We start from the raw sequence: 21,876 nt of genomic DNA on the forward strand, positions 1-21,876 counted from the left end.
GGTACGAAATATTTTATTAACAATAGCGTAAAATCATACTCTTACGAGGAAAGAAGATGCAAGGGAGTCGCACCTTCTGTAAACATCTATTCGTGTAATACGGCGCTAATTAACGAATTTCAATCATCGGCAACCAGCGCTTATCTCTATCAACTTCATCAAGCTCTGCTTCACCTACCGGAGGTACGCTAAGATCATCTGGTGGAGATGCGAGAACGTTTAGATCAACAGCCTGTGCTTCACCTGTAATAATCCCATTCTCAACCTGCATGTTGTAGTAGATGCCATTCCAAAAATTTGCCCCAAACTCTTTAGGAGTCTTAAACATAAAGAGCAAGTCATGTTCCAACCAACGAAGGTTATCCACAGTCACCTTATGCGGCTGCTGATAGGGATAAGCCAAATGGCACCAAAGCTCAGGGCCTTCTAGGCATTTCATCTCTTTCATAGAAAGAAAGTAATCACGAAACTGCTCACGCTCAAGCGTTAATTGGTATTCGCTACCGTCCTCTTTTTGAGTAAAGGTTATAGAGCCAATAACAGTACGTTGGCCGTTTTTGTCCAGCAACGATACTGACTTAACACCCTGTAACGCTGCCGCTGACATTATTTTTTGGGGTTCAGCCTGCAGCGTATTCGCGGTAAAACCGCTTAAGAAAATGGACAATGAAACAAGTACTTTATTACTCACCGTTAAGCCAAACATAGCCTACCACCTTGCTTAGAAACGTTTTGATATGCTGCTAAAAACGGTAACCCCTTTGCACAAGCCTGACTATGGTACTTGAGTACTGATTTATTATTGCCAATAAAAAACCCTGCATAGGCAGGGTTTTAAAGAGTTACTGCAAAGCTAATAGATAAGCTTAACGAGCATGGTCAATCAGATCATCTACAACCGCTTTCTCTTCATGTAGATCATCACTTTCTGGCTGCTCTTTAGGCAAGATCAAGTTTAGAAGAATCGCTACAACACCGCACAAACTAATGCCCTGCAAGCTGAAATCATTTCCTCCAATCGCCATTCCACCAATACCAAATACCAGTACAGTAGCCACAATCACTAGGTTACGCTGCTGGGTTAGATCCACACGTGCTTTAATAAGTGTATTCAAACCCACAGCCGCAATCGAGCCAAATAGTAAGATAAGAATACCACCCATAACGGGCGCAGGGATGGTCTGCAACGCAGCACCAAACTTAGCAACAAGCGCCATCAAAATAGCGATCACAGCCGCCCATGTCATAACAACAGGGTTAAAGGTCTTCGTCAGCATCACGGCACCGGTTACTTCTGAGTAGGTCGTGTTTGGTGGCCCACCCAACATAGCGGCAGCAGATGTTGCCAAACCATCACCAAATAAGGTGCGGTGTAAACCAGGCTTTTTAACGTAATCTTTACCTGTCACATTACTGATAGCCAGCACATCACCAACATGCTCAATAGCAGGCGCAATGGATACCGGTATCATAAACAGAATAGTGGCCCAATTAAGCGTAGGGAAAACAAACTCAGGAACGGCCAACAAAGGCGCCGCATTAACAGCATCAAGATTCACCATGCCCATAAAAGCGGCAACGCTATAACCCACTAGCACACCAAATAGAATGGGAATAAGGCGAAAGAGACCTTTGGCGTAAGACGCCACAATCAGCGTTGTAAACAAAGCGCTCATGGAAACGATCATCGCATCCACATAGGGAAACAGCTCGATAGCGCCATCACCGGTTTTCCCCATCGCCATATTCACTGCAACCGGTGCTAAGCCAAGCCCAATCACCATGATAACCGGACCCGTTACTACAGGCGGCATTAAGCGATGCAAGAAACCCACACCTCTTAGCTTAACCAGTGCACCTAACAGCATGTAAACAATACCCGCCGCTAGCAAACCACCGAGTGTGTCCGACATACCCCAAGTTTGTACGCTGTAGAGAATCGGTGCAATAAAGGCAAAAGAAGACGCCAAAAATATAGGGATACTGCGCTTGGTAACAAATTGGAACAGCAAGGTACCTAAGCCAGCAGTAAACAATGCCACACTAGGATCCATGCCAGTTAACAATGGCATTAATACAAGAGCACCAAAAGCCACAAATAACATTTGAGAACCCGCTAGGGCACTCTTCCACATCGGTTCATTTGAGTTCATTATTTTGTACCAAATATTTTATCGCCAGCATCGCCCAAGCCCGGAATGATGTAGCCGTTCTCATTCAAATGACTATCAATGGAAGCGGTATAAATATCGACATCAGGATGCGCAGCTTGTACCTTTGCTATGCCCTCTGGCGCAGCCACCAAAATAAGTGCCCGAATGCTGGTGCATCCTGCTGCTTTAAGCATATCGATGGTTGCGATCATCGAACCGCCTGTCGCCAGCATAGGGTCAACAATCAGTGCCATACGCTCTTCAATATCATGCGCAAGCTTTTCAAAATAAGGCACAGGCTCTAGTGTTTCTTCATCACGATACAAACCCACTACGCTAATCTTTGCACTAGGCACAAGATCCAAAACGCCATCTAGCATTCCAATACCTGCACGTAGGATAGGCACTACTGTGAACTTCTTCCCTTTAATCTGCTCTCCTTTAATCGGGCCACACCAACCGTCAATATCATGCTCCTCAAGCTCGAGGTCTTTGGTTGCTTCATAGGTCAAAAGAGCGCCCACTTCTGCCGCTAACTGTCGAAAACTTCTAGTACTAACGGATGCAACGCGCATTAAACTTAATTTGTGACGCACTAACGGGTGTTTTATCTCGAGGACGCTCATAATTTCTTCTCACTGTTCGGTGCGCTTCCAGGCACCTTGATCTATTCGTTATCCATAGGTCGAAAGAGTAACGAAACCTGACTCTAATGTCATGATTTGATGACTGGAACTTGCCCTTTTTCGCTTTGATCAGTATCGTTTGAACAGAATTTCCTATTATTCCATTCAAAATGCTTATTTATGAGTAGCCGATAGTGATCACCAGTATGCCTAAGACAGATATTGACCATATTAAAAAAATCTATAGTGAAGCCGACCTTCTCTTCAGCGAAGACGCGGTTGAAACTGCTATAAGCAACATGGCCGAAGCGATCACTTCATCCTTAGCCGAGCGTAATCCGGTAGTATTTACAGTAATGAATGGCGGCCTAGTTATTGGCGGCAAACTCATCACAAAATTAGACTTTCCCTTAGAGGCAAGTTACATGCACGCGACTCGCTACCGCAATGGAACATCAGGGCACGAACTAGAATGGAAAGTCGCTCCCATGATCGACTTTAATGGCCGCCCCGTTTTAATTCTTGATGATATTCTTGATGAAGGTCACACCTTGGCAGAGATTATTGATTACTGTCATAAAAATGGTGCGACTGAAGTCCACTCTGCTGTACTGGTTAATAAACTCCATGACCGTAAAGCACGCGAAAATTTAAAGGCAGACTTTGTCGGCTTAGAAGTCGAAGACAGATACATCTTTGGTTACGGCATGGATTACCACGGTTACTGGCGTAACGCCCCCGGCATCTTTGCTGTGAGAGGTATGTAACGCCTAGAAAAATACACATCATAAAAAAACGGAGCCTAGTGCTCCGTTTTTTTATTTAGCTGTGAATAAGCTTAAGGATGTAGCTCGTTAAACAAACCTACAAATTCCTGAGTTAACTTATGCTTAGGCGCATAATGAACCAAAGGTATGGATACGTTATGCGACTCTCGCATTTTCACAGATGATGATATTTTAGCATTTAGCACCGGTAAGTCTTCAGCCTGTAGTTCCGCTACCATTTTGCTTGGCAAAGATGCTCTTGGCTGAAACTGATTAACCACAATACCTTCAACTTCTAAGGCTTCGTTGTGATCCATACGCGTTTCATTCACATTATCCAACAGTGAATAAAGTGCATGGCGAGCAAACTCATCACAGTCAAACGGGATTAAGCAACGCTCAGCAGCCACTAGTGCCGACAAGGTAAAGAAGTTAAAAGCCGGTGGAGTATCGATATAGACTGCATCGAAATCGTCCAGTTTTTCAAGCGCTTCCTTTAACTTATAGATTTTATGTTTAGTTTCTAGTTTAGTTTGAAGGTCAGCAACATCGGGGTTAGCCGGAATAAGAAACAAATTTTCATAAGGTGTTGCATGAATAAACGCTTCTGCTCCCTGAGGCTTTAATTGAAAAGTTAATGTTTGTTCAAAAAAGGCTTTCACGTCCTGCGTTAACTCATCACTCCCAGCACCATAAATATACTGAGTAGAATTACACTGAGGGTCTAGGTCAATCACCAACGTTTTCAAACCTTTAGCAGCACTTATAGCTGCTAAATTAGATGTAATACTGGATTTACCTACACCACCTTTCTGATTAAAAACAACGCGTATCATTAACTTTTCCTTATTATTATCCCTGAGACAGCAATTCACGAAGATCAATAATAGCGGCGTTTGCACGTGAAATATAAGACGCCATTACCAATGAGTGATTTGCCAGAAACCCAAACTCATTACCATTTAGAATCATAGGACTCCAAATAGCTCCCTGTGTTGACTCAAGCTCACGGACAATCTGCAGCAAGCTTACGCGTGCATTCTTCTTATCCAGTGCAGGCCCAAAGTCTTGCTCGATACCTTTCAATAATTGAATAAGCGCCCATGAAGTGCCGCGCGCTTCATAAAAAACATCATCCAGCTCAAACCAAGATGTCTTAATTTCTATATCCTGATCTGAAGAAGTCGATTGTTGAGCCGACTCATCGCCTGCTAAATCAGTGTTCAAACGTTTTTGGCCAACACTGGCACTTAAACGTTGAGACAAACTACCTAGGCGCGTACTAACATCACCCAACCAGTTATTTAAGTTATCAGCACGTGCATAGAACTGTGCATCTTGCTGCTGAGGGTCTTGCAAGCGCGCGTAATAGCTATTTAAGCCCGTTAACGCTTTTTTGTATTCGGCTTCTGTTGATGGGAACAACCAACTATTGTTATTGAAGTTCAACATCGGTTCTGCAGAAGCCAGATCAGTATCTTCTGTCGACTGTGACTGCGAACGGCTGAAGTCTTTACGCATTGCTCTGGCCATATCACGCGCCTGAACCAATACACCAAACTCCCAATTATGCATATTATCTAACCATACACCTGGAGGTGTTCGGTCATTACTCAGGTAGCCACCTGGTTTTTCTAATAGCGTTTGCACAACACCCACCAAAGCACCGGTTGTACCTACACCCGTTACTGGGCTCTCTGTGCTGATGGCTTGCACTTCTATTGAATCTGGCTCCCAGCTCCAATAAATCCCTACCGCTGCGGCAATGAAGAGATAAATAACGACGAATGACAAAAAACCTTTGAAAATTCGGCCACCGCCAACTTTTTCGCTTAAAGCATCCCAAAAGGTTAACCAGATCTGCTGTAACTTATCCAAAACCACCTCTCATTTAACCTGAAACCGTAATCTTTCTGTGCTGCACCGCACTATCACTCATTTAGACACTATAATCAATAAGGCTAATGAGGTAAGAACACTCTCCAAACTTAATATTAATACCCCCTGAATTAGTCAGGCATTAGCAGTCACTACAAATAAAATAGCAACGAACGTCGTCTAACGGCTGCAATCCTGCAAATAAACAACCAATTTCTGGACACTCATTCAGCTTTCATGCAAACTACCTAACCAGTTTACAAACATCATGAACTCACTGCAGATAAGGCATTAATCAATGTCCAAATTTCTACTTCTAAACGGCCCTAATCTTAATTTATTGGGCACCCGCGAACCTGAAGTCTATGGTTCAACGACGCTACAGGAGATAGAGATAGATTTGCGACAGAGGGCATTACTTGCGGGCCATGAGCTTGATTACTATCAAAGCAATGCCGAATCAGCACTCATTGATAGAATTCATCAAGCACGCGAAGACAAGGTGAACTTCATCATTATTAATCCGGCCGCTTATACTCATACGAGTGTAGCGATCAGAGATGCGTTATTAGGGGTCGATATCCCTTTTATCGAAGTTCATTTATCAAACGTACATGCTCGTGAAACCTTTCGACACCACTCCTACCTATCCGATGTCGCCCAAGGCGTCATTTGTGGTTTAGGCGTTGATGGCTATAATTATGCGTTGAGTTCTGCAATAAAACTGACAGAAATCACCTGAACCCGAACACAAAGCGAATTTGTATCCCGCTTTATATTGAGAGAATGAGATTAGAATGGACATCCGCAAAGTAAAAAAGCTGATTGAACTTCTGGAAGAATCCGATATTAACGAAATCGAAATCAAAGAAGGCGAAGAGTCGGTACGTATCAGCCGAGCCTCTAGCGTTCAGCCACAATATGCAATGCCTGTGGCTCCTCAAGGCTATGCTCCAGCACCCGCTGCTGCACCTGTAGCTACGGCACCTGCTGCCGCACCTGTTGCAGAAGCTAAGCAAAACGGTCACGTCGTCTGTTCGCCAATGGTCGGAACTTTCTACCGTTCAGCATCTCCTAGCTCACCTGCATTCATCGAAGTCGGCCAGCACGTTAAAGCCGGTGAAGTTATCTGTATCGTCGAAGCTATGAAAATGATGAATCAGATTGAAGCTGATAAATCAGGTATTGTTGAAGCTATTTTGATCGAAGATGGCCAGCCAGTAGAGTTTGATCAGCCATTGGTCACTATTGTTTAATTGCCCGAATATAGCTAAAGGAACTTAACCAGATGCTGGAAAAAGTTGTTATTGCCAACCGTGGCGAGATTGCTCTGCGCATTCTGAGAGCCTGTAAAGAGCTCGGCATAAAAACCGTTGCCATCCATTCTCAGCCAGACCGCGACCTTATGCATGTACGACTGGCCGATCAGGCTGTTTGTATTGGCCCTGCGTCCTCAGCAAAGAGCTACCTAAATATCCCTGCAATTATAAGCGCAGCAGAAGTGACTGATGCTACCGCTATCCACCCAGGGTATGGCTTCTTAGCTGAAAACGCTGCATTTGCAGACCAAGTAGAGCAGTCAGGCTTTGTATTTATCGGCCCTACTGGCGATGTTATTCGCAAAATGGGTGACAAAGTCTCTGCTATTGCCGCTATGAGAGAAGCGGGTGTACCTACGGTGCCAGGTTCTGACGGCGAGCTGCCAACTGATCCTGACAAGATTCACGCTATTGCTAAACGTATTGGCTACCCAGTCATTATCAAAGCAGCATCAGGCGGCGGTGGTCGCGGCATGCGCGTGGTTCATTCTGAAGCCTCACTTATTAGTTCTATTCACGTGACGCAATCTGAAGCCGCAGCGGCATTTGGCGACCCAACTGTCTACATGGAAAAATTCCTTGAAAATCCACGTCACGTGGAGATTCAGGTATTAGCAGACGGCCAAGGTAATGCGATTCACCTATATGATCGCGACTGTTCAATGCAGCGCCGTCATCAAAAAGTCGTTGAAGAAGCACCAGCACCACAAATTGATCCTGAAGCACGTCGTCAGGTTTTACAGTCTTGCGTAGATGCTTGTATCAAGATTGGTTATCGTGGCGCCGGCACTTTTGAGTTCTTGTACGAGAACGGTGGTTTTTACTTCATCGAAATGAACACGCGTGTTCAGGTAGAGCACCCAGTAACAGAAATGATTACTGGTGTTGATATCGTAAAAGAACAGCTACGTATTGCGGCAGGCCTTCCGCTTTCTTATAAGCAAGAAGACATTGTTGCCCGTGGACATTCATTTGAATGTCGTATCAATGCTGAAGATGCTAAAACATTCTTACCAAGCCCAGGCAAAGTTGTTCATTTTCATGCGCCTGGTGGTAACGGCGTACGTGTTGATTCACACTTATATGATGGCTACACAGTGCCACCACATTACGATTCACTCATCGCTAAGCTCATCACTTACGGAGAAGACCGCGAAACGGCTCTTACCCGTATGAAAAATGCATTAGATGAAATGTTGGTTGAAGGTATTCGTACCAATATCGGCCTGCATCAAGAGATTGTTCGTGACGCCCACTTTATTGAAGGCGGAATGAATATTCATTATCTTGAAAAGAAACTAGATATGTAAATATCCATTTTCACTTTTAAAGCCCGCACCGCGGGCTTTTTTGTTCTCACAAGGGAATTTTTGCGCAATACTTTACTTAACTGTTCGAATGAGGATTTTATATACTATGCCTTGGCTTCAACTCAAAATGGAAATCAAACCCGAATTATCAGAACAATTCGAAGATATTCTCCTAGCTGCAGGATGCGCCGCCGTTACTTACGAAGACAGCGCAGACCAGCCTATTTTTGAGCCAGACTTAGGCACTACCCCTCTATGGCAACACACCACTATTACGGGTTTATTTGCAGCTGAACACGACGTTCAAATAACCGAAGATTTTATTAGACAAGCACATAAGCAAATTTTTGATAACTCGCCCTTCCCTCCTTTCAAGGCTGAAATTTTGGAAGACAAGGATTGGGAACGTGAGTGGATGAAAAACTATCATCCCATGCAGTTTGGTAAGCGCCTATGGATCTGCCCAAGCTGGAGAGATGTACCCGATCCTCAAGCAGTCAACCTTATGCTCGATCCTGGCTTAGCCTTCGGTACTGGCACACACCCAACTACCGCGCTGTGCCTTGAGTGGCTAGATAGCCAAGAACTTAATAATAAAACAGTGACTGATTACGGCTGTGGTTCAGGAATTTTAGGTATAGCATCTCTTTTACTTGGTGCAACACACGTGACCTCTGTTGATATTGACCCACAAGCATTGCAAGCCACCCGCGATAACTTACTGCGTAACAAATTGCCCAATAAGCTTATGGATGTCTATTTCCCTGAAAACGCACCACAAGTTGAAACTGATGTTTTGGTCGCTAATATTTTAGCAGGACCACTCACCGCACTAGCCCCGACTCTTGCTGAACGTGTTCGCAAAGGCGGGCTCATCGCATTATCCGGCTTATTAAACCAACAAGCTGAAGAGATTCAAAACACCTACGGTGAGTGGTTCGACCTAGACCCTGTTGTTGAACGAGAAGAGTGGATCCGCATTACCGGCAGGAAGCGATGAATGAAAGCTCTATAAATACTTGCTGCCCAGCCTGCAAAACCCATTTCAACGTTACTACAGGGCAGCTTAAAGTAGCTGCCGGAATGGTTCGTTGCGGCAGCTGCTTACACGTTTTTAATGCAACACCTATTGATGCTGCTAGCAAACCATCCGCAGCAAAGCCATCGTCAACTAAGTCACCGGTAGTTAATCAACCAACACAAGCGAATGAAACTACCGTTCAAAAATTCCGCAAAATTGACAGTAAAAAAACACACGCCCAAACAAAAAAACCGGCTCCTGCCAGCATTCCTATACAGCCACAAGCATCATTACATTCAAGCATACGCCAAAATAAAACTTAAAAACAGCAACACCGCATGCCGCGTCGCTTAACATCCCTCACATCGACATTGAGCAACATGAAGAAGTCGTTGTTGCAACCCCCTCCCCTTTTCGATATATAACCAACCTTTGCATCGCTGCACTGATAGCGCTACTGATCAGCCAAATACTTTGGTTCAAGCAGGACCAGTGGACCCAACAAGATTTATTAAGACCTGTGTACAAAACTCTTTATGCGCTTGTTGAGTTACCCTTACCCGCTAAAAAAGCATCTCAACTTATTCTTAATAAAAAATTAATTATCCAGCCGCACGAAGAGCTTCGCGACGCAATCCGGGTCTCCGTGATACTTGAAAACACTGCCAATTTTTCGCAACCCTTTCCTACATTACAATTACTCTTTACTGATATAAAAGGCCGCACAACATCTCAGCGCACCCTAGCGGTCGAGGAGTATATAAATACCTCTCTTTTCCCCGAGCAACTCATGCCCAGCAAACAGCCCATTCAAATTCAGATCGACCTAATGGCTCCCGGCCGTCGAGCTGTTGGCTATCAATTAAATATGATTTTCAACTAAAATCCTGCTTACCCACAAAAACAAGAATGATCAAAAAATCATCAAAACGTCGTGGAGCCTCAGCCGCAAATGGAGTATCATTACGCCCTTCCCTTGAATAAACATTTCACTGTCCTTTATGGAGAGTGGTTAACTATTGTTTCTGACAACTAAGGCATGTCATGTTCCAAATCGGTCCCTACAACATCGACAGCCAAGTGATCCTTGCTCCTATGGCTGGCGTTACTGACCAACCCTTTCGGCAGCTATGTCGTCGCTTAGGTGCAGGTCTTGTTGTATCCGAAATGGTGACCTCTGATACTCGTTTATGGAATAGCCGCAAATCAGCTCACCGGCTTAACCATACTGGCGAAGATGAACCTCGTTCGGTACAAATTGCCGGTGGCGACCCTCTCATGATGGCACAAGCTGCTCGCATGAACGCAGAACGAGGCGCTCAGATTATTGATATCAATATGGGCTGCCCGGCAAAAAAAGTCTGCAACAAAGCAGCAGGCTCCGCTTTATTAAAAGATGAACCTTTGGTGCTGTCCATTTTGCAAGCAGTCGTTAGTGCGGTGGATATCCCAGTGACTCTTAAAATACGCACGGGGTGGTCAACCGACCAAAAAAATGCCGAAACGGTCGCTCGTATGGCTGAAGATTCAGGCATTCAAGCACTCGCCATTCATGGAAGAACCAGAGCTTGCGGCTACAAAGGCGAAGCCGAGTACGACACGATCGCGAATGTTAGAAAAATTATTGAAATACCTCTGTTTGCCAATGGCGACATTTCCTCTCCTGAAAAAGCAAAAGAAGTATTAAATCATACCGGCGCAAATGCCGTTATGATTGGCAGAACAGCACAAGGGAACCCATGGATTTTTAAGGAGATCGATCATTATCTCCGCCATAACGAACGATTAGAGAAGCCAGCATTAAAAGAAGTTAAAGATACTCTTCTTTCGCATGTAGCCGCTTTACATCAATTCTATGGTGAATATTTAGGCGTTAGGATAGCCCGCAAACATGTTGGTTGGTACTTGCATCACCAGCCAAAAGGCGTATCTTTTCGCGCTCACTTCAACCAACTGGAATCAGCAATCGAACAGGTAGCCGCTATCGAGCAATATTTTAAACAGGCTCATGTGACAATTGCAGCTGCCTGATTCAAGTAAATGGGTATAGGTATATAAGTACTGTGGATATTAAAGAAAACTCAACAATAGCTTTTACCAGAGCAACTGGATCTCAGGAAGAGACACAACACCAAACGTTACGCGACAGTGTTCATACATCGCTGGGACATTACTTTAAACAGTTAGATGGCCAGCCTGTTACTGATGTTTACCAAATGGTATTAGCAGAAATCGAAGCTCCATTATTTGAAACAGTGATGGCATATACCAAAGACAATCAGACCAAAGCCTCCGAGTTACTCGGTCTTAACCGCGGTACTCTGCGCAAGAAGCTGAAACAATACGGCTTACTGTAATTTTTTTCATTTCCAACGATAGTGACATTACCAATGGCTGAGCAAAACTACACTCCTATTCGTCGAGCACTTATTAGTGTCTCAGATAAAACCGGAATCATTGAGTTCGCACGTGCACTACAAGCACAAGGCGTTGAAATTCTTTCAACAGGTGGAACTTACAAACTTCTGTGTGACAACCAAGTTCCTGCAGTTGAAGTGTCCGACTACACCGGCTTTCCTGAAATGATGGATGGGCGTGTAAAAACTCTGCATCCCAAAGTTCACGGCGGCATTTTAGGTCGTCGCGGTAAAGATGATGCCATCATGAACGAGCACGGTATCAATCCAATTGATATGGTAATCGTCAATCTTTACCCGTTTCAAGAAACCATTGCACGACCTGATTGCGATCTAGCGATGGCTATCGAGAACATTGATATTGGCGGCCCTACTATGGTTCGTTCTGCGGCCAAAAACCACAAAGATGTGGCTATTGTCGTTAACGCTAGTAGCTATGATGTAGTTCTCGAAGAGCTTACTGCTAACCAGGGCCTTTCTCATAAGACTCGCTTTGACTTAGCAGTACAAGCATTTGAGCACACGGCGGCATACGATGGCATGATTGCTAACTATTTAGGCGCTATTGTTGAAAGTGACGATATTGAAGAACCTGCCACTTTCCCAAGAACGTTTAACACACAGTTCATAAAAGCGCAGGACATGCGATACGGTGAAAATCCTCACCAGCGCGCCGCCTTCTACATTGAAAGCAACCCCGTCGAAGCCTCTGTAGCCACGGCTCGCCAGTTACAAGGTAAAGCACTTTCTTACAATAACGTTGCTGATACTGATGCAGCCCTAGAATGTGTGAAACCATTTAGAGAACCGGCGTGCGTTATTGTTAAACATGCTAACCCTTGCGGTGTTGCTGTTGGTAACGATCTTCTGAGCGCATACAACCTTGCTTTCCAGACAGACCCTACTTCGGCATTCGGCGGCATTATTGCCTTCAACCGTGAGCTTGATGCAACCACGGCTCAAGCCATTGTTGATCGTCAGTTTGTTGAAGTGATCATTGCTCCAAAAGTAACACAGGCAGCATCAGATATCATTGCAGCTAAGCCGAATGTTCGCTTACTAGAATGCGGCGAATGGGATTCTGAACGTTCACATGGTTTTGACTACAAACGCGTTAATGGCGGCCTACTTGTCCAAGACCGTGACATGGGTATGGTTAACGCTTCTGAATTAAAAATTGTTACTAAAGTTACGCCTACTGAGCAAGAGATTCGCGATCTATTATTCTGCTGGGAAGTTGCTAAGTTTGTTAAATCGAACGCCATCGTTTACGCCAAAAACGGCCAAACCATAGGTATAGGCGCAGGCCAAATGAGCCGTGTATATAGCGCCAAGATTGCAGGCATTAAAGCAGCAGATGAAGGCTTGGAAGTCAAAGGTTCCGTTATGGCATCCGATGCATTCTTCCCATTCAGAGACGGTATCGATGCCGCTGCCGCTGCGGGTATTAAAGCGGTTATTCAACCAGGTGGGTCAATGCGCGACCAAGAAGTTATTGATGCTGCCAATGAAGCAGGCATGGCAATGGTCTTTACTGGCATGCGTCACTTCCGCCATTAATCATTAACGTCAGTGCAGCTTTCGGGCTGCACAAGTAAACAAGAGTAGATTCAGATGAAAGTATTGATTATTGGTTCTGGCGGACGTGAACATGCACTGGCTTGGTCTGCGGCAAAAGACAACCGTGTGAGCAATGTTTTTATTGCTCCAGGTAACGCGGCAACCGCTCTAGAAGACAAAATGAACAATGTCGCTATTGATGTTATGGACATCGATGGTTTGATCGAGTTTGCTAAAAGCAATGCGATTGATCTCACCATTGTTGGGCCTGAAGCCCCCTTGGTTGCAGGCGTTGTTGATAGCTTCCGTAATGCTGGCTTAGCTATTTTTGGCCCAACGGCAGGCGCGGCTCAACTTGAAGGCTCTAAAGCTTTCACCAAGGACTTTTTAGCCCGTCACAGCATCCCTACTGGCTGGTATCAGAACTTTACTGAAATCGAGCCAGCTCTTGCTTATGTTCGTGAAAAAGGCGCTCCGATTGTTATTAAAGCTGACGGATTAGCCGCGGGGAAAGGTGTCATCGTTGCAATGACATTAGATGAAGCAGAAGCCGCTATTCGCGATATGCTAGCCGATAACGTTTTCGGCGATGCGGGTAGCCGCGTTGTTATTGAAGAATTTCTTGATGGCGAAGAAGCTTCTTTCATCGTTATGGTTGATGGCGACAACGTACTGAGTATGGCCACCAGCCAAGACCATAAACGTGTTGGCAACGCTGACACTGGGCCAAATACAGGCGGCATGGGTGCTTACTCACCTGCTCCAGTAGTTACACCAGATATCCATCAACGCATTATGGATGAGGTTATCATGCCAACGGTTAACGGCATGAAATCAGAAGGTAATGAGTATACTGGGTTTCTTTACGCTGGCCTGATGATCATGGCAGATGGTACACCTAAGGTCATTGAGTATAACTGTCGCTTTGGTGACCCTGAAACTCAACCTATCATGCTTCGATTAAAAAGCAGTATTGTTGACTTATGCCAAGCCGCTTTAGCTAAAAAGCTCGACATAACAACGGCAGACTGGGATCCAAGAAGTGCAGTAGGCGTTGTAATGGCAGCCGGTGGTTACCCTGGTGACTACCCAAAAGGTGACATTATTTCACTCCCCTCTTCTACGCCTGAAGGCACTAAAGTATTCCACGCAGGTACTAAAGAAGTTGACGGCAATGTTGTTACTGCAGGCGGGCGTGTACTATGCGTTACCGCACTGGGTGACAGCGTCACACAAGCTCAACAACGAGCTTATCAGCTTCTAGAAAAAGTCAGCTGGAAAGATGCTTATTTTAGAACAGATATTGCTTATCGGGCTATTGCCAGAGAACAGTCATAATCTGATCGATTAAAAGCCACTTTCGAGTGGCTTTTTTACAGTTAGTTTTTACTAAATTAACAACCCATTAAGCAAAATTGACTATACTTTCAGACGCTACTCATCACCTGAATATTCAGGTTATAATCGACACAACACACGGTATGCCAGTTATTTACATTTTTCGATAATGGCACAAACATCAAGCGATCACTTCAGCGGACTAAGACAGCGATTCATGGATATTAAACGCACACATATTGCTCTATTTATTGCTGCCACTATGGCCACTACTGGTTGCAGCGCAGACAGCCAAGATGCAAGTACCAGTGAATACTGTCGTAACGGTGGCTTTAGCACTGATTATACCTGTGATCAGGATAAGCAAGTCCCTGATAGAAAGATGATTGATGTTAAAGCGCTACCATCAACTGATGAAGCCTGGATGGAAGGTAAACTTGCCGAAATAAAAGCATGGCTTCAACAAGAACAAGAACCAACAGGTACTGCAAATAATATCTCTAACCCACCCTCTGCAGTAATCCCTCAGGGTATTGCCGTTAGAAACCCATCAGCGACTGATCCTGAATTGATGCGTATTGAAGCAATGTCGCGTGAGAAGAACCACCGTGCTGCTATGTCTGCCGTTAACAGCTTTTTAGCCTCTCATCCAGACAGTCTTGAGGGTAAGCTAACAAAGAGCCTTGTATTAAATAATATGGGGCAATTCAAGGAAGCAGAAGCACTGCTAAAAAATACCATTGCCCGTTACCCTAGCTCACCAGAGGTCTACAACAACCTGGCTGTTCTTTATGCAGGACAAGGCGACTATGGCCGCGCTATTGAGACATTACTAAAAGCATTCAGTACTCATCCGACATATGCTCAGGTACATCAAAACTTGCGTGAGCTATATGCTACTGTTGCCTCACAAGCTTATAACCGCGCATTGGATTTAAATGAGAAAAGCAGCGCACCTCAATTAGTCATGTTACGACGAACCACAGGCAACAGCGCATCGGCCTTAAACTACCAACCCAGCGCCATAGTATCTAACGATAAATTAGCAGCAATAAAAGCAGTATCTGCGACGCAGCCAATTATCGCAGCAGCACAACCCGCCCCCCCCAAAACCATGGCTACTAAACCTGCTATCATAAAGCCTGTAGCTAAAGAGCCTGTCGTAGCTAAAGTAGTAACCAAGGTTCAAGCCCCTGTCATCGTTGAAGCATCAACACCAATTAAACCGGTTAATACACAGCAGCTAGCACAAGAAGCGGTAAGCCACATTAACAGCTGGGCTTCGGCATGGTCTAAGCAGAATGTATCGGGCTATTTAAGTGCTTATACAGCAGGCTTTCGCCCTTTAAATGGATTATCAAATAATGCATGGCAAACACAGCGCAACCAACGCTTAACAAAGCCCACATTTATCAAGGTTAAGCTAAATAATATCCGTACCAGAATAATCAACGCCGACACGGCTAAAGTGACATTTAACCAAACATATCAATCCAATACTTTTAAAGACACATCTAAAAAGCAGATCCTGCTGACTCGTGTTAACAACGCATGGCGTATCAAGGAAGAGCGCTCTCTTTAACGCTCACTCTTTTGATAATAGGCGAACCTCTTGATTAGTTTCGTCTATTATTTTCAAAGCACCTCCCTCTTCTCTTAGCGACAATACCTTTAACGTGTCATCTTGATAGCTATCTGAGCGATACAACTGCCAGAATGAGGCACGATACTCAGCCTTGCTTACGCGCACAAGGTCGATAGGCCCAATCTCAATACTAATCCAAGTGGGTTTCTTCAACCTTTCTTGACGCCACAATCTCCACTCGTCTGGCAACATATAACTGTATGCAGAGTAGCCTTGTGCGTACATAGAGAAGTACTTATCAATACTCTGCGCCTGCCATGCACTTGACCATTGCTTAATAAATTCAGATACCTTAAGGACTTCATTTTTTGAAATGGGCTCCAAAATAGCCATAGGCTTCTGCTCTTCCAAAAGCTCAACACTCCCTGCGTCTAGAACCATTTCAGTAGCTATTCTCTGTACAGACACAGGTTTATTTTGCGTTGCAAAGAGGATTCCTACCGCAATAACCGTCACGCCACAAAACCACAATGCTGTAGCTCTATAGCGTGAAAGTACTGAAGGCTGATGTAGTTGCCCAGACGAGCTCAGGGAGGTATGAAGGTGAGACAACTCAGGCCAAGCCACACGTTCGTGAATAACACTTAAGAGTGGTTTAAATGCTCTAGAATGGAGCTTTTGATCAGATATTCTAAGCAATATACGAATCGCAAACTGCCCTTTCTTTGATAAGGGAGCATACTCTTTTATTTGCATTAAAAGCTCATGTGAAAGAGCTTCTCCATCAACAACCAACCACAGCACACCATCGTTTTCTGCCCACTTTCGCAGGCAATGCTGGAGATAGGCATGATCAGTAGTTGATATACTTAATGTATCGGCTAACAACTCGGCAAAACAGGAAAACAGCTCCGAAGAATGCCAATAAAGGACTGAATCTCCAAGCGCACGCTCAAATTCTGCCTGTATATTATCCGCCCTGCTACCTGTTAACTGAACGATGCCAAAATCAGGCAATGCCTGCATCAACCAATGAGCTTTTAAGGCTTCTTTAGTTGATGAATCCTGTGAACATAAAGGGCTGGAATTAAAAACTAGACCACGTGTCATTCATCTCTCTAAGCACAATGATAATTGAAACAAAACGCAGTACGTCTTATGGCTTACCTTTGGAAGGCTTACCTTCGTAAGCGATTTTCCACTGCCCCTCTTCTTTAACCCAATACTGGCGCTTTACAGACTCGCCCGCATAATTATTGGATTCATAGTTCTGATTGAAGGTGACCACCATCAGGTTAGGGTCATTTGGGTAACGGAAAAGACTCACGTCCTTCAAGCCTACTTTAATAAACTCTTTGCTAGCGTTAATACGTTTCTTGTAGTCAGAATACGCTTGGTAGTTACGAACACCATCGCTGTATTTTTTAGAGTAATGAGTAATGTAGCGGCTATGCTCTTGGCTTTCCCAATCAACACGCCACTGTTCTATATACTGCTGAATCTCATTTTGCTGAGCGATCCAGTTTTTTTGGTCAATCCATTTAAAATCGCTACCAATCAAAACAGGCGTGTTTTTTATATCAATCCGTTTATCAAGATCAATAAAGTCTGGGTTTGTCAGCGAAATACAACCTTCACTCGCTTTTGGTGGGCGGCTATACGTATCCACAGGAGATCCATGCACCCATATTCCACTACCCGTACGCCCCTTACGTGAATCCCATACATTTGGATAGTTGATAGGTAATGCTCCAGAGCCATACCGTTCTGGAAGGCGAGAATCAAAAAATCGATCCGTTACAAAATAAACACCCAGTGGTGTTTTTAAATCGCCCCTTTTGGTTTTTTCCGTACCACCACGCCCATAAGATGCGTAATAATCTTTTATCAGTGTTGGTACACCCCGGCGATTTTCAAACACAAATAACCGAGAGAATTTTGTATCAATGCCAAGTAGGTATTTTTGATCGTCACTCATTTTTATCAAGCTACTAGGAATCAATCCAGCTCTTGGTTTATCTTTATTAATCAACAACCGAGCACGTGCTTCATCTATAAGGCCGTTTATCTCTTTCTTTTGTTGAAGTCTTTCACTGCCAATTTGCCCTAGAGGATTAGCTTGGGACGCCATTAAATCTGCATAAACCAACTGCGCCAAACGAAAGTCAGGACGCTTGACCGTTAACTCTTTAAACTGCGATAGCGCTGTATCAAACTGCTGAGAAGCCAAGGACTCCAAGCCTTTTAACAATAGCTCTTCATTTCCTTCAGAGATGCCGTAATCCGATGCAGCATGCAACGGCAAAGAGCTCAATAAAAAAGAGCTACAGAGAAGAGAGTTAAGTACCATTGTTTTAAGCTTGCGCATGAATAACCCGAATAACGTTGATCTAAAATAATTAATAACCCGTAATGTACCATTTATATTCTAGTACAACCGATCATCTTTACTTTTTTATTACTAACAATTGTACTTTATCAACCACCATACTCAAACATTCGAAGTCACTAGTTTCTTTTAATTTTCTAATATTTATTTAAATTTGCTTCAACGCACAATATTTTAGCTAAATATCTCTTACCACTGTGAGCTAGCTTATCTAAGCCGCTCATTTGTATATTTTTGCGACGCAAAATAAACATCAATTTAGAAACATAATAATTAAATACTGGCGGAACTTTCCTGCAAATTGTGCTATCCAGATAGTAAGCATTATAAAAAGCGGACGTATTAAACAACCTAATTTCCACAGTTAACAACAACGGAGGATCCCGTTATGTTTGCCCAGATGGAATACGTAGGCACTTCGGATCTGCACTTATATCACGATGCGGCAACTAGCTTACAAGCGATCATTGCCATTCATTCAACCACTCTTGGCCCTGCTATTGGTGGATGTCGCTTCATTCCATATTCCAGTAGTGATGATGCGATAAAAGATGCCCTCACCCTAGCCAAAGGCATGAGCTACAAAGCGGCATTAGCGGGTTTGCCGCATGGCGGTGGAAAGTCAGTCATTATGCTCCCCAATAAAGCGTTTGATCGTCAGGCATTAATGCGCTCATTTGGCCAATGCATAGAACAACTACAAGGCCGCTATATCACTGCTATGGATAGCGGCACCTTAACCTCAGATATGGACGCGATTGCACAAAGCACTCACTGGGTCACCTGCACAAACAATTCAGGTGACCCTTCGCCCTACACAGCCTTGGGTGTAATCCAAAGCATGAAAGCTGCCGTTAAATATCTGTTTGGTAAGGATGATCTAGAAGGCACTCGCGTTTCTATTCAAGGGTTAGGGCATGTCGGTATGGCTGTCGCTTCTCATTTGTCACTTGAAGGAGCGCATCTAACTGTTACCGATATTAATAATGATTTGATAAAAGCCGCTGTACAAGAGTTCCATGCAACGGCGGTAGCCCCAGATGATATATATACCGCTGATGTCGATATTTTCTGCCCTTGTGGTTTAGGAGCAATACTCAATGAACAAACCATCGGCACAATCAAAGCACAAATTATTGTGGGCTCCGCCAACAACCAGCTAAACAGTTCTAAAGATGGTTATTCACTTCATCAGCAAAACATTCTCTACCTACCAGACTATATCGTTAATAGTGGAGGCCTGATCTTTGTTGCTCTCACTCATGCCGGTGAAAACACGCAAACAATCCATCACCAAGTAACAACGATCGGCTCCACTCTGACTGACCTTTTGTTAATGTCTCACTCTAGTTCAATTCCACCTTTCGCCCTAGCCAACCAAAAAGCGGAAGCTATTTTAAACCATGCAAGCGCTGCGAAAAAAACAGATAAGAGGGCTAACTTATGAGTATTTCCTTTGAAGGACAGGTTCCTTTTTATCAGTATATTAACGAACAGAGCGAGGTTGTTAATACGCTTCCTGAGTGGGCCCTCGATGATGAAACACTGGTACGTTATTACCAACAAATGGTCATTGCTCGACAGTTCGATAATAAAGCCATCGCTTTACAACGAACCGGACAGCTCGGCACCTATGCCTCATCTGCCGGCTGTGAAGCTATCGACGTGGTCACTGCATCTTTAATGAATAAAGAAGATGTATTAGTGCCTTACTATCGCAACCACGCCATGCAGATGGTCCGCGGTATGAAACTATCTGAGGTTTTACTCTACTGGGGCGGCGATGAAAGAGGCAATAGCTCATCCGCACAGGGAGAAGACTTTCCAAATTGTGTGCCCATAGCCACCCAATGCCTGCACGCTTGCGGTGTCGCTAGTGCTATAAAAATCCGTGACCAACAACGCGCAACTGTTTCAATGCTAGGTGATGGAGCCACTTCCAAGGGTGACTTCATGGAAGCATTAAACGTTGCTGGCGTCTGGCAGCTGCCCGTTGTATTTATCATTAATAACAATCAATGGGCTATTTCAGTACCCCGCGCATTACAGTCTATTGCCCCAACGCTTGCCCAAAAAGCGCTCGGGGCGGGCATTCGAGGCGAGCAGGTAGATGGCAATGATGTTATCGCTCTTCACCAAAGTGTAGAACAAGCACTGATACGAGCACGAGAAGGAAAAGGCCCAACACTCATCGAAGCGGTTAGTTATCGTTTATCTGATCATACCACCGCTGACGACGCGACCCGTTATCGTCACCCGGACGCGTTAAAAACAGGCTGGGACAAAGAACCTATCAAACGTTTACGTGATTACTTACATGCACAAGGATGGTGGAATGAAAGCAATGAAACACAGTGGTTACAACACACCGCAACACTCATACAAGAAGCTGTGGATCAGTACTTAGAAACGCCTCCTCAACCTGCAAGCGCCATGTTTGACTATCTGTATGCTGAACTACCATTGCAGCTCAAGAAACAAAGAAAAATCGCCATTGCTAGGAGCGATAAGGGGGTGTCATCATGAGTACTCAACAAGCCATTTGCATGGTAGAAGCCATCAATTTAGCGTTGCATCATGCCATGAGAAATGATGATACCGTGGTACTTTTGGGCGAAGATGTCGGTACAAATGGTGGTGTTTTTCGTGCCACTATTGGTCTAAAAGAAAGCTTTGGTATAAAGCGCGTGATGGACACACCTCTCGCCGAGAATATGATTGCTGGATTATCCATTGGTATGGCTGCCCAAGGCTTAAAACCAATAGCAGAAATTCAGTTTCTGGGTTTTATTTTTCCCGCAATGGAACACATCATTTGTCATGCAGCCCGATTACGCAACAGAACTCGTGGCCGCCTCAGCTGCCCTCTTGTTATTCGTGCACCTTATGGCGGCGGCATTCATGCACCTGAACACCACTCCGAAAGCACCGAAGCCATCTTTGCTCAAATACCAGGCCTAAGAGTTGTCATTCCCTCTTCACCACAGCGTGCCTATGGCTTGCTGTTATCAGCCATACAAAACCCTGATCCTGTCATATTCCTCGAACCCAAACGTATCTACAGAAGTCAGAATCAGATCGTCGAAGATAACGGCCAAGCCTTGCCTTTAGATACCTGCTTCACCTTACGCGAAGGCAGTGATATTAGCTTAATCAGCTGGGGATCGATGGTCAAAGAAACACTCGAAGCGGCAGACCAATTAGCTGATGAAGGCATCCAATGCGAAGTCATCGATGTGGCTTCTATGAACCCGCTTGATCGAGAAACCATTTTAGCCTCTGTCGGTAAAACTGGCCGGTGCGTTATTATTCAGGAGGCTCCTTTAAGCTGCTCTGTGGGTTCGGAAATTGCCAGTATATTAGCAAGCAAGGCGCTGATGGATTTACGCGCACCTGTCACCCGTGTCGGAGGTTACGACACTGTCATGCCTTATTTTCGACTAGAAGATCAATACATGCCCCAAACAACACAGATTATCGACGCTGCAAAACGCACGATGGAGTTCGCATAAT

22 protein-coding genes are annotated in these 21,876 nt (G+C 44.5%); 15 read left to right on the top strand and 7 right to left on the bottom strand.

Annotated elements, in window-relative coordinates; all coding sequences use genetic code 11:
• Positions 1–109 precede the first annotated feature (109 nt).
• The 3 genes from NEJAP_RS15350 to upp form a co-directional block, all read right to left on the bottom strand.
• A complete protein-coding gene (locus NEJAP_RS15350; protein WP_201348058.1) occupies positions 110–706 on the bottom strand; it encodes a hypothetical protein in 597 nt (198 codons plus the stop codon).
• Positions 707–866: 160 nt separating this feature from the next.
• Positions 867–2,153, bottom strand: a complete 1,287-nt coding sequence (locus tag NEJAP_RS15355) for a uracil-xanthine permease family protein (protein ID WP_201348059.1) — start codon at positions 2,151–2,153, stop codon at positions 867–869.
• Positions 2,153–2,779, bottom strand: coding sequence for a uracil phosphoribosyltransferase (gene upp, locus NEJAP_RS15360; RefSeq protein WP_201348060.1), 627 nt, complete (start codon positions 2,777–2,779; stop codon positions 2,153–2,155). The genes NEJAP_RS15355 and upp overlap by 1 nt, the downstream gene beginning before the upstream one ends.
• Positions 2,780–2,985: 206 nt before the next feature.
• On the opposite strand from upp, the gene NEJAP_RS15365 reads away from it, so the two are divergent.
• Positions 2,986–3,546, top strand: coding sequence for a hypoxanthine-guanine phosphoribosyltransferase (locus NEJAP_RS15365; RefSeq protein WP_201348061.1), 561 nt, complete (start codon positions 2,986–2,988; stop codon positions 3,544–3,546).
• 71 nt (positions 3,547–3,617) lie between these two features.
• On the opposite strand, the gene NEJAP_RS15370 is transcribed toward NEJAP_RS15365, so the two are convergent.
• A complete protein-coding gene (locus NEJAP_RS15370; RefSeq protein WP_201348062.1) occupies positions 3,618–4,382 on the bottom strand; it encodes a ParA family protein in 765 nt (254 codons plus the stop codon).
• Between the two features lie 16 nt (positions 4,383–4,398).
• Positions 4,399–5,424, bottom strand: a complete 1,026-nt coding sequence (locus NEJAP_RS15375; protein WP_201348063.1) for a DUF2333 family protein — start codon at positions 5,422–5,424, stop codon at positions 4,399–4,401.
• A gap of 298 nt (positions 5,425–5,722) precedes the next feature.
• On the opposite strand from NEJAP_RS15375, the gene aroQ reads away from it, so the two are divergent.
• The 11 genes from aroQ to NEJAP_RS15430 all read left to right on the top strand — a co-directional run bounded on the left by aroQ (position 5,723) and on the right by NEJAP_RS15430 (position 15,971).
• Positions 5,723–6,166, top strand: coding sequence for a type II 3-dehydroquinate dehydratase (gene aroQ / locus NEJAP_RS15380; protein WP_201348064.1), 444 nt, complete (start codon positions 5,723–5,725; stop codon positions 6,164–6,166).
• A 55-nt stretch (positions 6,167–6,221) separates the two neighbouring features.
• On the top strand, positions 6,222–6,680 hold the full coding sequence (accB, locus tag NEJAP_RS15385) for an acetyl-CoA carboxylase biotin carboxyl carrier protein (RefSeq protein WP_201348065.1): 459 nt from the start codon (positions 6,222–6,224) through the stop codon (positions 6,678–6,680).
• A gap of 32 nt (positions 6,681–6,712) precedes the next feature.
• Positions 6,713–8,053, top strand: a complete 1,341-nt coding sequence (accC, locus tag NEJAP_RS15390) for an acetyl-CoA carboxylase biotin carboxylase subunit (protein ID WP_201348066.1) — start codon at positions 6,713–6,715, stop codon at positions 8,051–8,053.
• Between the two features lie 106 nt (positions 8,054–8,159).
• Positions 8,160–9,053, top strand: coding sequence for a 50S ribosomal protein L11 methyltransferase (gene prmA / locus NEJAP_RS15395; protein WP_201348067.1), 894 nt, complete (start codon positions 8,160–8,162; stop codon positions 9,051–9,053).
• Entirely contained in the window at positions 9,050–9,397 is a 348-nt protein-coding gene (locus tag NEJAP_RS15400; protein ID WP_201348068.1) for an MJ0042-type zinc finger domain-containing protein, read from the top strand. Before prmA ends, NEJAP_RS15400 begins: the two co-directional genes overlap by 4 nt.
• Positions 9,398–9,522: 125 nt before the next feature.
• Positions 9,523–9,957: a DUF3426 domain-containing protein gene (locus NEJAP_RS15405; RefSeq protein ID WP_268927858.1), complete on the top strand. Its 435-nt coding sequence runs from the start codon at positions 9,523–9,525 to the stop codon at positions 9,955–9,957.
• Positions 9,958–10,118: 161 nt separating this feature from the next.
• On the top strand, positions 10,119–11,105 hold the full coding sequence (dusB, locus tag NEJAP_RS15410; protein ID WP_201348069.1) for a tRNA dihydrouridine synthase DusB: 987 nt from the start codon (positions 10,119–10,121) through the stop codon (positions 11,103–11,105).
• Between the two features lie 38 nt (positions 11,106–11,143).
• Complete coding sequence (gene fis / locus NEJAP_RS15415) at positions 11,144–11,431, top strand: DNA-binding transcriptional regulator Fis (protein WP_419197853.1); 288 nt, start codon at positions 11,144–11,146, stop codon at positions 11,429–11,431.
• Positions 11,432–11,464: 33 nt separating this feature from the next.
• A complete protein-coding gene (gene purH / locus NEJAP_RS15420; RefSeq protein WP_201348070.1) occupies positions 11,465–13,051 on the top strand; it encodes a bifunctional phosphoribosylaminoimidazolecarboxamide formyltransferase/IMP cyclohydrolase in 1,587 nt (528 codons plus the stop codon).
• A gap of 54 nt (positions 13,052–13,105) precedes the next feature.
• A complete protein-coding gene (purD, locus tag NEJAP_RS15425; protein WP_201348071.1) occupies positions 13,106–14,389 on the top strand; it encodes a phosphoribosylamine--glycine ligase in 1,284 nt (427 codons plus the stop codon).
• Positions 14,390–14,606: 217 nt separating this feature from the next.
• Positions 14,607–15,971, top strand: coding sequence for a tetratricopeptide repeat protein (locus NEJAP_RS15430; protein ID WP_201348072.1), 1,365 nt, complete (start codon positions 14,607–14,609; stop codon positions 15,969–15,971).
• Positions 15,972–15,974: 3 nt separating this feature from the next.
• Here NEJAP_RS15430 and NEJAP_RS15435 read toward each other — a convergent pair whose 3' ends face one another.
• Together NEJAP_RS15435 and NEJAP_RS15440 are read right to left on the bottom strand one after the other, a co-directional pair.
• Complete coding sequence (locus tag NEJAP_RS15435) at positions 15,975–17,084, bottom strand: hypothetical protein (RefSeq protein ID WP_201348073.1); 1,110 nt, start codon at positions 17,082–17,084, stop codon at positions 15,975–15,977.
• A gap of 46 nt (positions 17,085–17,130) precedes the next feature.
• Positions 17,131–18,342: a L,D-transpeptidase family protein gene (locus tag NEJAP_RS15440; protein WP_236590959.1), complete on the bottom strand. Its 1,212-nt coding sequence runs from the start codon at positions 18,340–18,342 to the stop codon at positions 17,131–17,133.
• A gap of 409 nt (positions 18,343–18,751) precedes the next feature.
• On the opposite strand from NEJAP_RS15440, the gene NEJAP_RS15445 reads away from it, so the two are divergent.
• From NEJAP_RS15445 to NEJAP_RS15455, 3 genes are read left to right on the top strand one after another with little or no spacing between them, the layout of a single operon-like run.
• Positions 18,752–19,810: a Leu/Phe/Val dehydrogenase gene (locus tag NEJAP_RS15445; protein ID WP_201348074.1), complete on the top strand. Its 1,059-nt coding sequence runs from the start codon at positions 18,752–18,754 to the stop codon at positions 19,808–19,810.
• On the top strand, positions 19,807–20,889 hold the full coding sequence (gene pdhA, locus NEJAP_RS15450) for a pyruvate dehydrogenase (acetyl-transferring) E1 component subunit alpha (RefSeq protein WP_201348075.1): 1,083 nt from the start codon (positions 19,807–19,809) through the stop codon (positions 20,887–20,889). Before NEJAP_RS15445 ends, pdhA begins: the two co-directional genes overlap by 4 nt.
• The gene (locus NEJAP_RS15455) at positions 20,886–21,875 is read left to right on the top strand and encodes an alpha-ketoacid dehydrogenase subunit beta (protein WP_201348076.1); all 990 of its coding nucleotides are present in this window, start codon (positions 20,886–20,888) and stop codon (positions 21,873–21,875) included. Before pdhA ends, NEJAP_RS15455 begins: the two co-directional genes overlap by 4 nt.
• The last annotated feature ends 1 nt before the right edge of the window (position 21,876 follow it).

Source organism: Neptunomonas japonica JAMM 1380, from assembly GCF_016592555.1.
Classification (GTDB): domain Bacteria; phylum Pseudomonadota; class Gammaproteobacteria; order Pseudomonadales; family Balneatricaceae; genus Neptunomonas; species Neptunomonas japonica_A.

Bases quoted from the DNA above. Each gene is read 5' to 3' on its own strand.
- NEJAP_RS15350 (WP_201348058.1), bottom strand. From the start codon at position 706: ATGTTTGGCTTAACGGTGAGTAATAAAGTACTTGTTTCATTGTCCATT.
- NEJAP_RS15445 (WP_201348074.1), top strand. From the start codon at position 18,752: ATGTTTGCCCAGATGGAATACGTAGGCACTTCGGATCTGCACTTATAT.
- pdhA (WP_201348075.1), top strand. From the start codon at position 19,807: ATGAGTATTTCCTTTGAAGGACAGGTTCCTTTTTATCAGTATATTAAC.
- NEJAP_RS15400 (WP_201348068.1), top strand. From the start codon at position 9,050: ATGAATGAAAGCTCTATAAATACTTGCTGCCCAGCCTGCAAAACCCAT.
- NEJAP_RS15370 (WP_201348062.1), bottom strand. From the start codon at position 4,382: ATGATACGCGTTGTTTTTAATCAGAAAGGTGGTGTAGGTAAATCCAGT.
- purD (WP_201348071.1), top strand. From the start codon at position 13,106: ATGAAAGTATTGATTATTGGTTCTGGCGGACGTGAACATGCACTGGCT.
- accB (WP_201348065.1), top strand. From the start codon at position 6,222: ATGGACATCCGCAAAGTAAAAAAGCTGATTGAACTTCTGGAAGAATCC.
- NEJAP_RS15430 (WP_201348072.1), top strand. From the start codon at position 14,607: ATGGATATTAAACGCACACATATTGCTCTATTTATTGCTGCCACTATG.
- accC (WP_201348066.1), top strand. From the start codon at position 6,713: ATGCTGGAAAAAGTTGTTATTGCCAACCGTGGCGAGATTGCTCTGCGC.
- NEJAP_RS15355 (WP_201348059.1), bottom strand. From the start codon at position 2,153: ATGAACTCAAATGAACCGATGTGGAAGAGTGCCCTAGCGGGTTCTCAA.
- prmA (WP_201348067.1), top strand. From the start codon at position 8,160: ATGCCTTGGCTTCAACTCAAAATGGAAATCAAACCCGAATTATCAGAA.
- NEJAP_RS15455 (WP_201348076.1), top strand. From the start codon at position 20,886: ATGAGTACTCAACAAGCCATTTGCATGGTAGAAGCCATCAATTTAGCG.
- dusB (WP_201348069.1), top strand. From the start codon at position 10,119: ATGTTCCAAATCGGTCCCTACAACATCGACAGCCAAGTGATCCTTGCT.
- aroQ (WP_201348064.1), top strand. From the start codon at position 5,723: ATGTCCAAATTTCTACTTCTAAACGGCCCTAATCTTAATTTATTGGGC.
- NEJAP_RS15365 (WP_201348061.1), top strand. From the start codon at position 2,986: ATGCCTAAGACAGATATTGACCATATTAAAAAAATCTATAGTGAAGCC.
- NEJAP_RS15435 (WP_201348073.1), bottom strand. From the start codon at position 17,084: ATGACACGTGGTCTAGTTTTTAATTCCAGCCCTTTATGTTCACAGGAT.
- purH (WP_201348070.1), top strand. From the start codon at position 11,465: ATGGCTGAGCAAAACTACACTCCTATTCGTCGAGCACTTATTAGTGTC.
- NEJAP_RS15440 (WP_236590959.1), bottom strand. From the start codon at position 18,342: ATGCGCAAGCTTAAAACAATGGTACTTAACTCTCTTCTCTGTAGCTCT.
- upp (WP_201348060.1), bottom strand. From the start codon at position 2,779: ATGAGCGTCCTCGAGATAAAACACCCGTTAGTGCGTCACAAATTAAGT.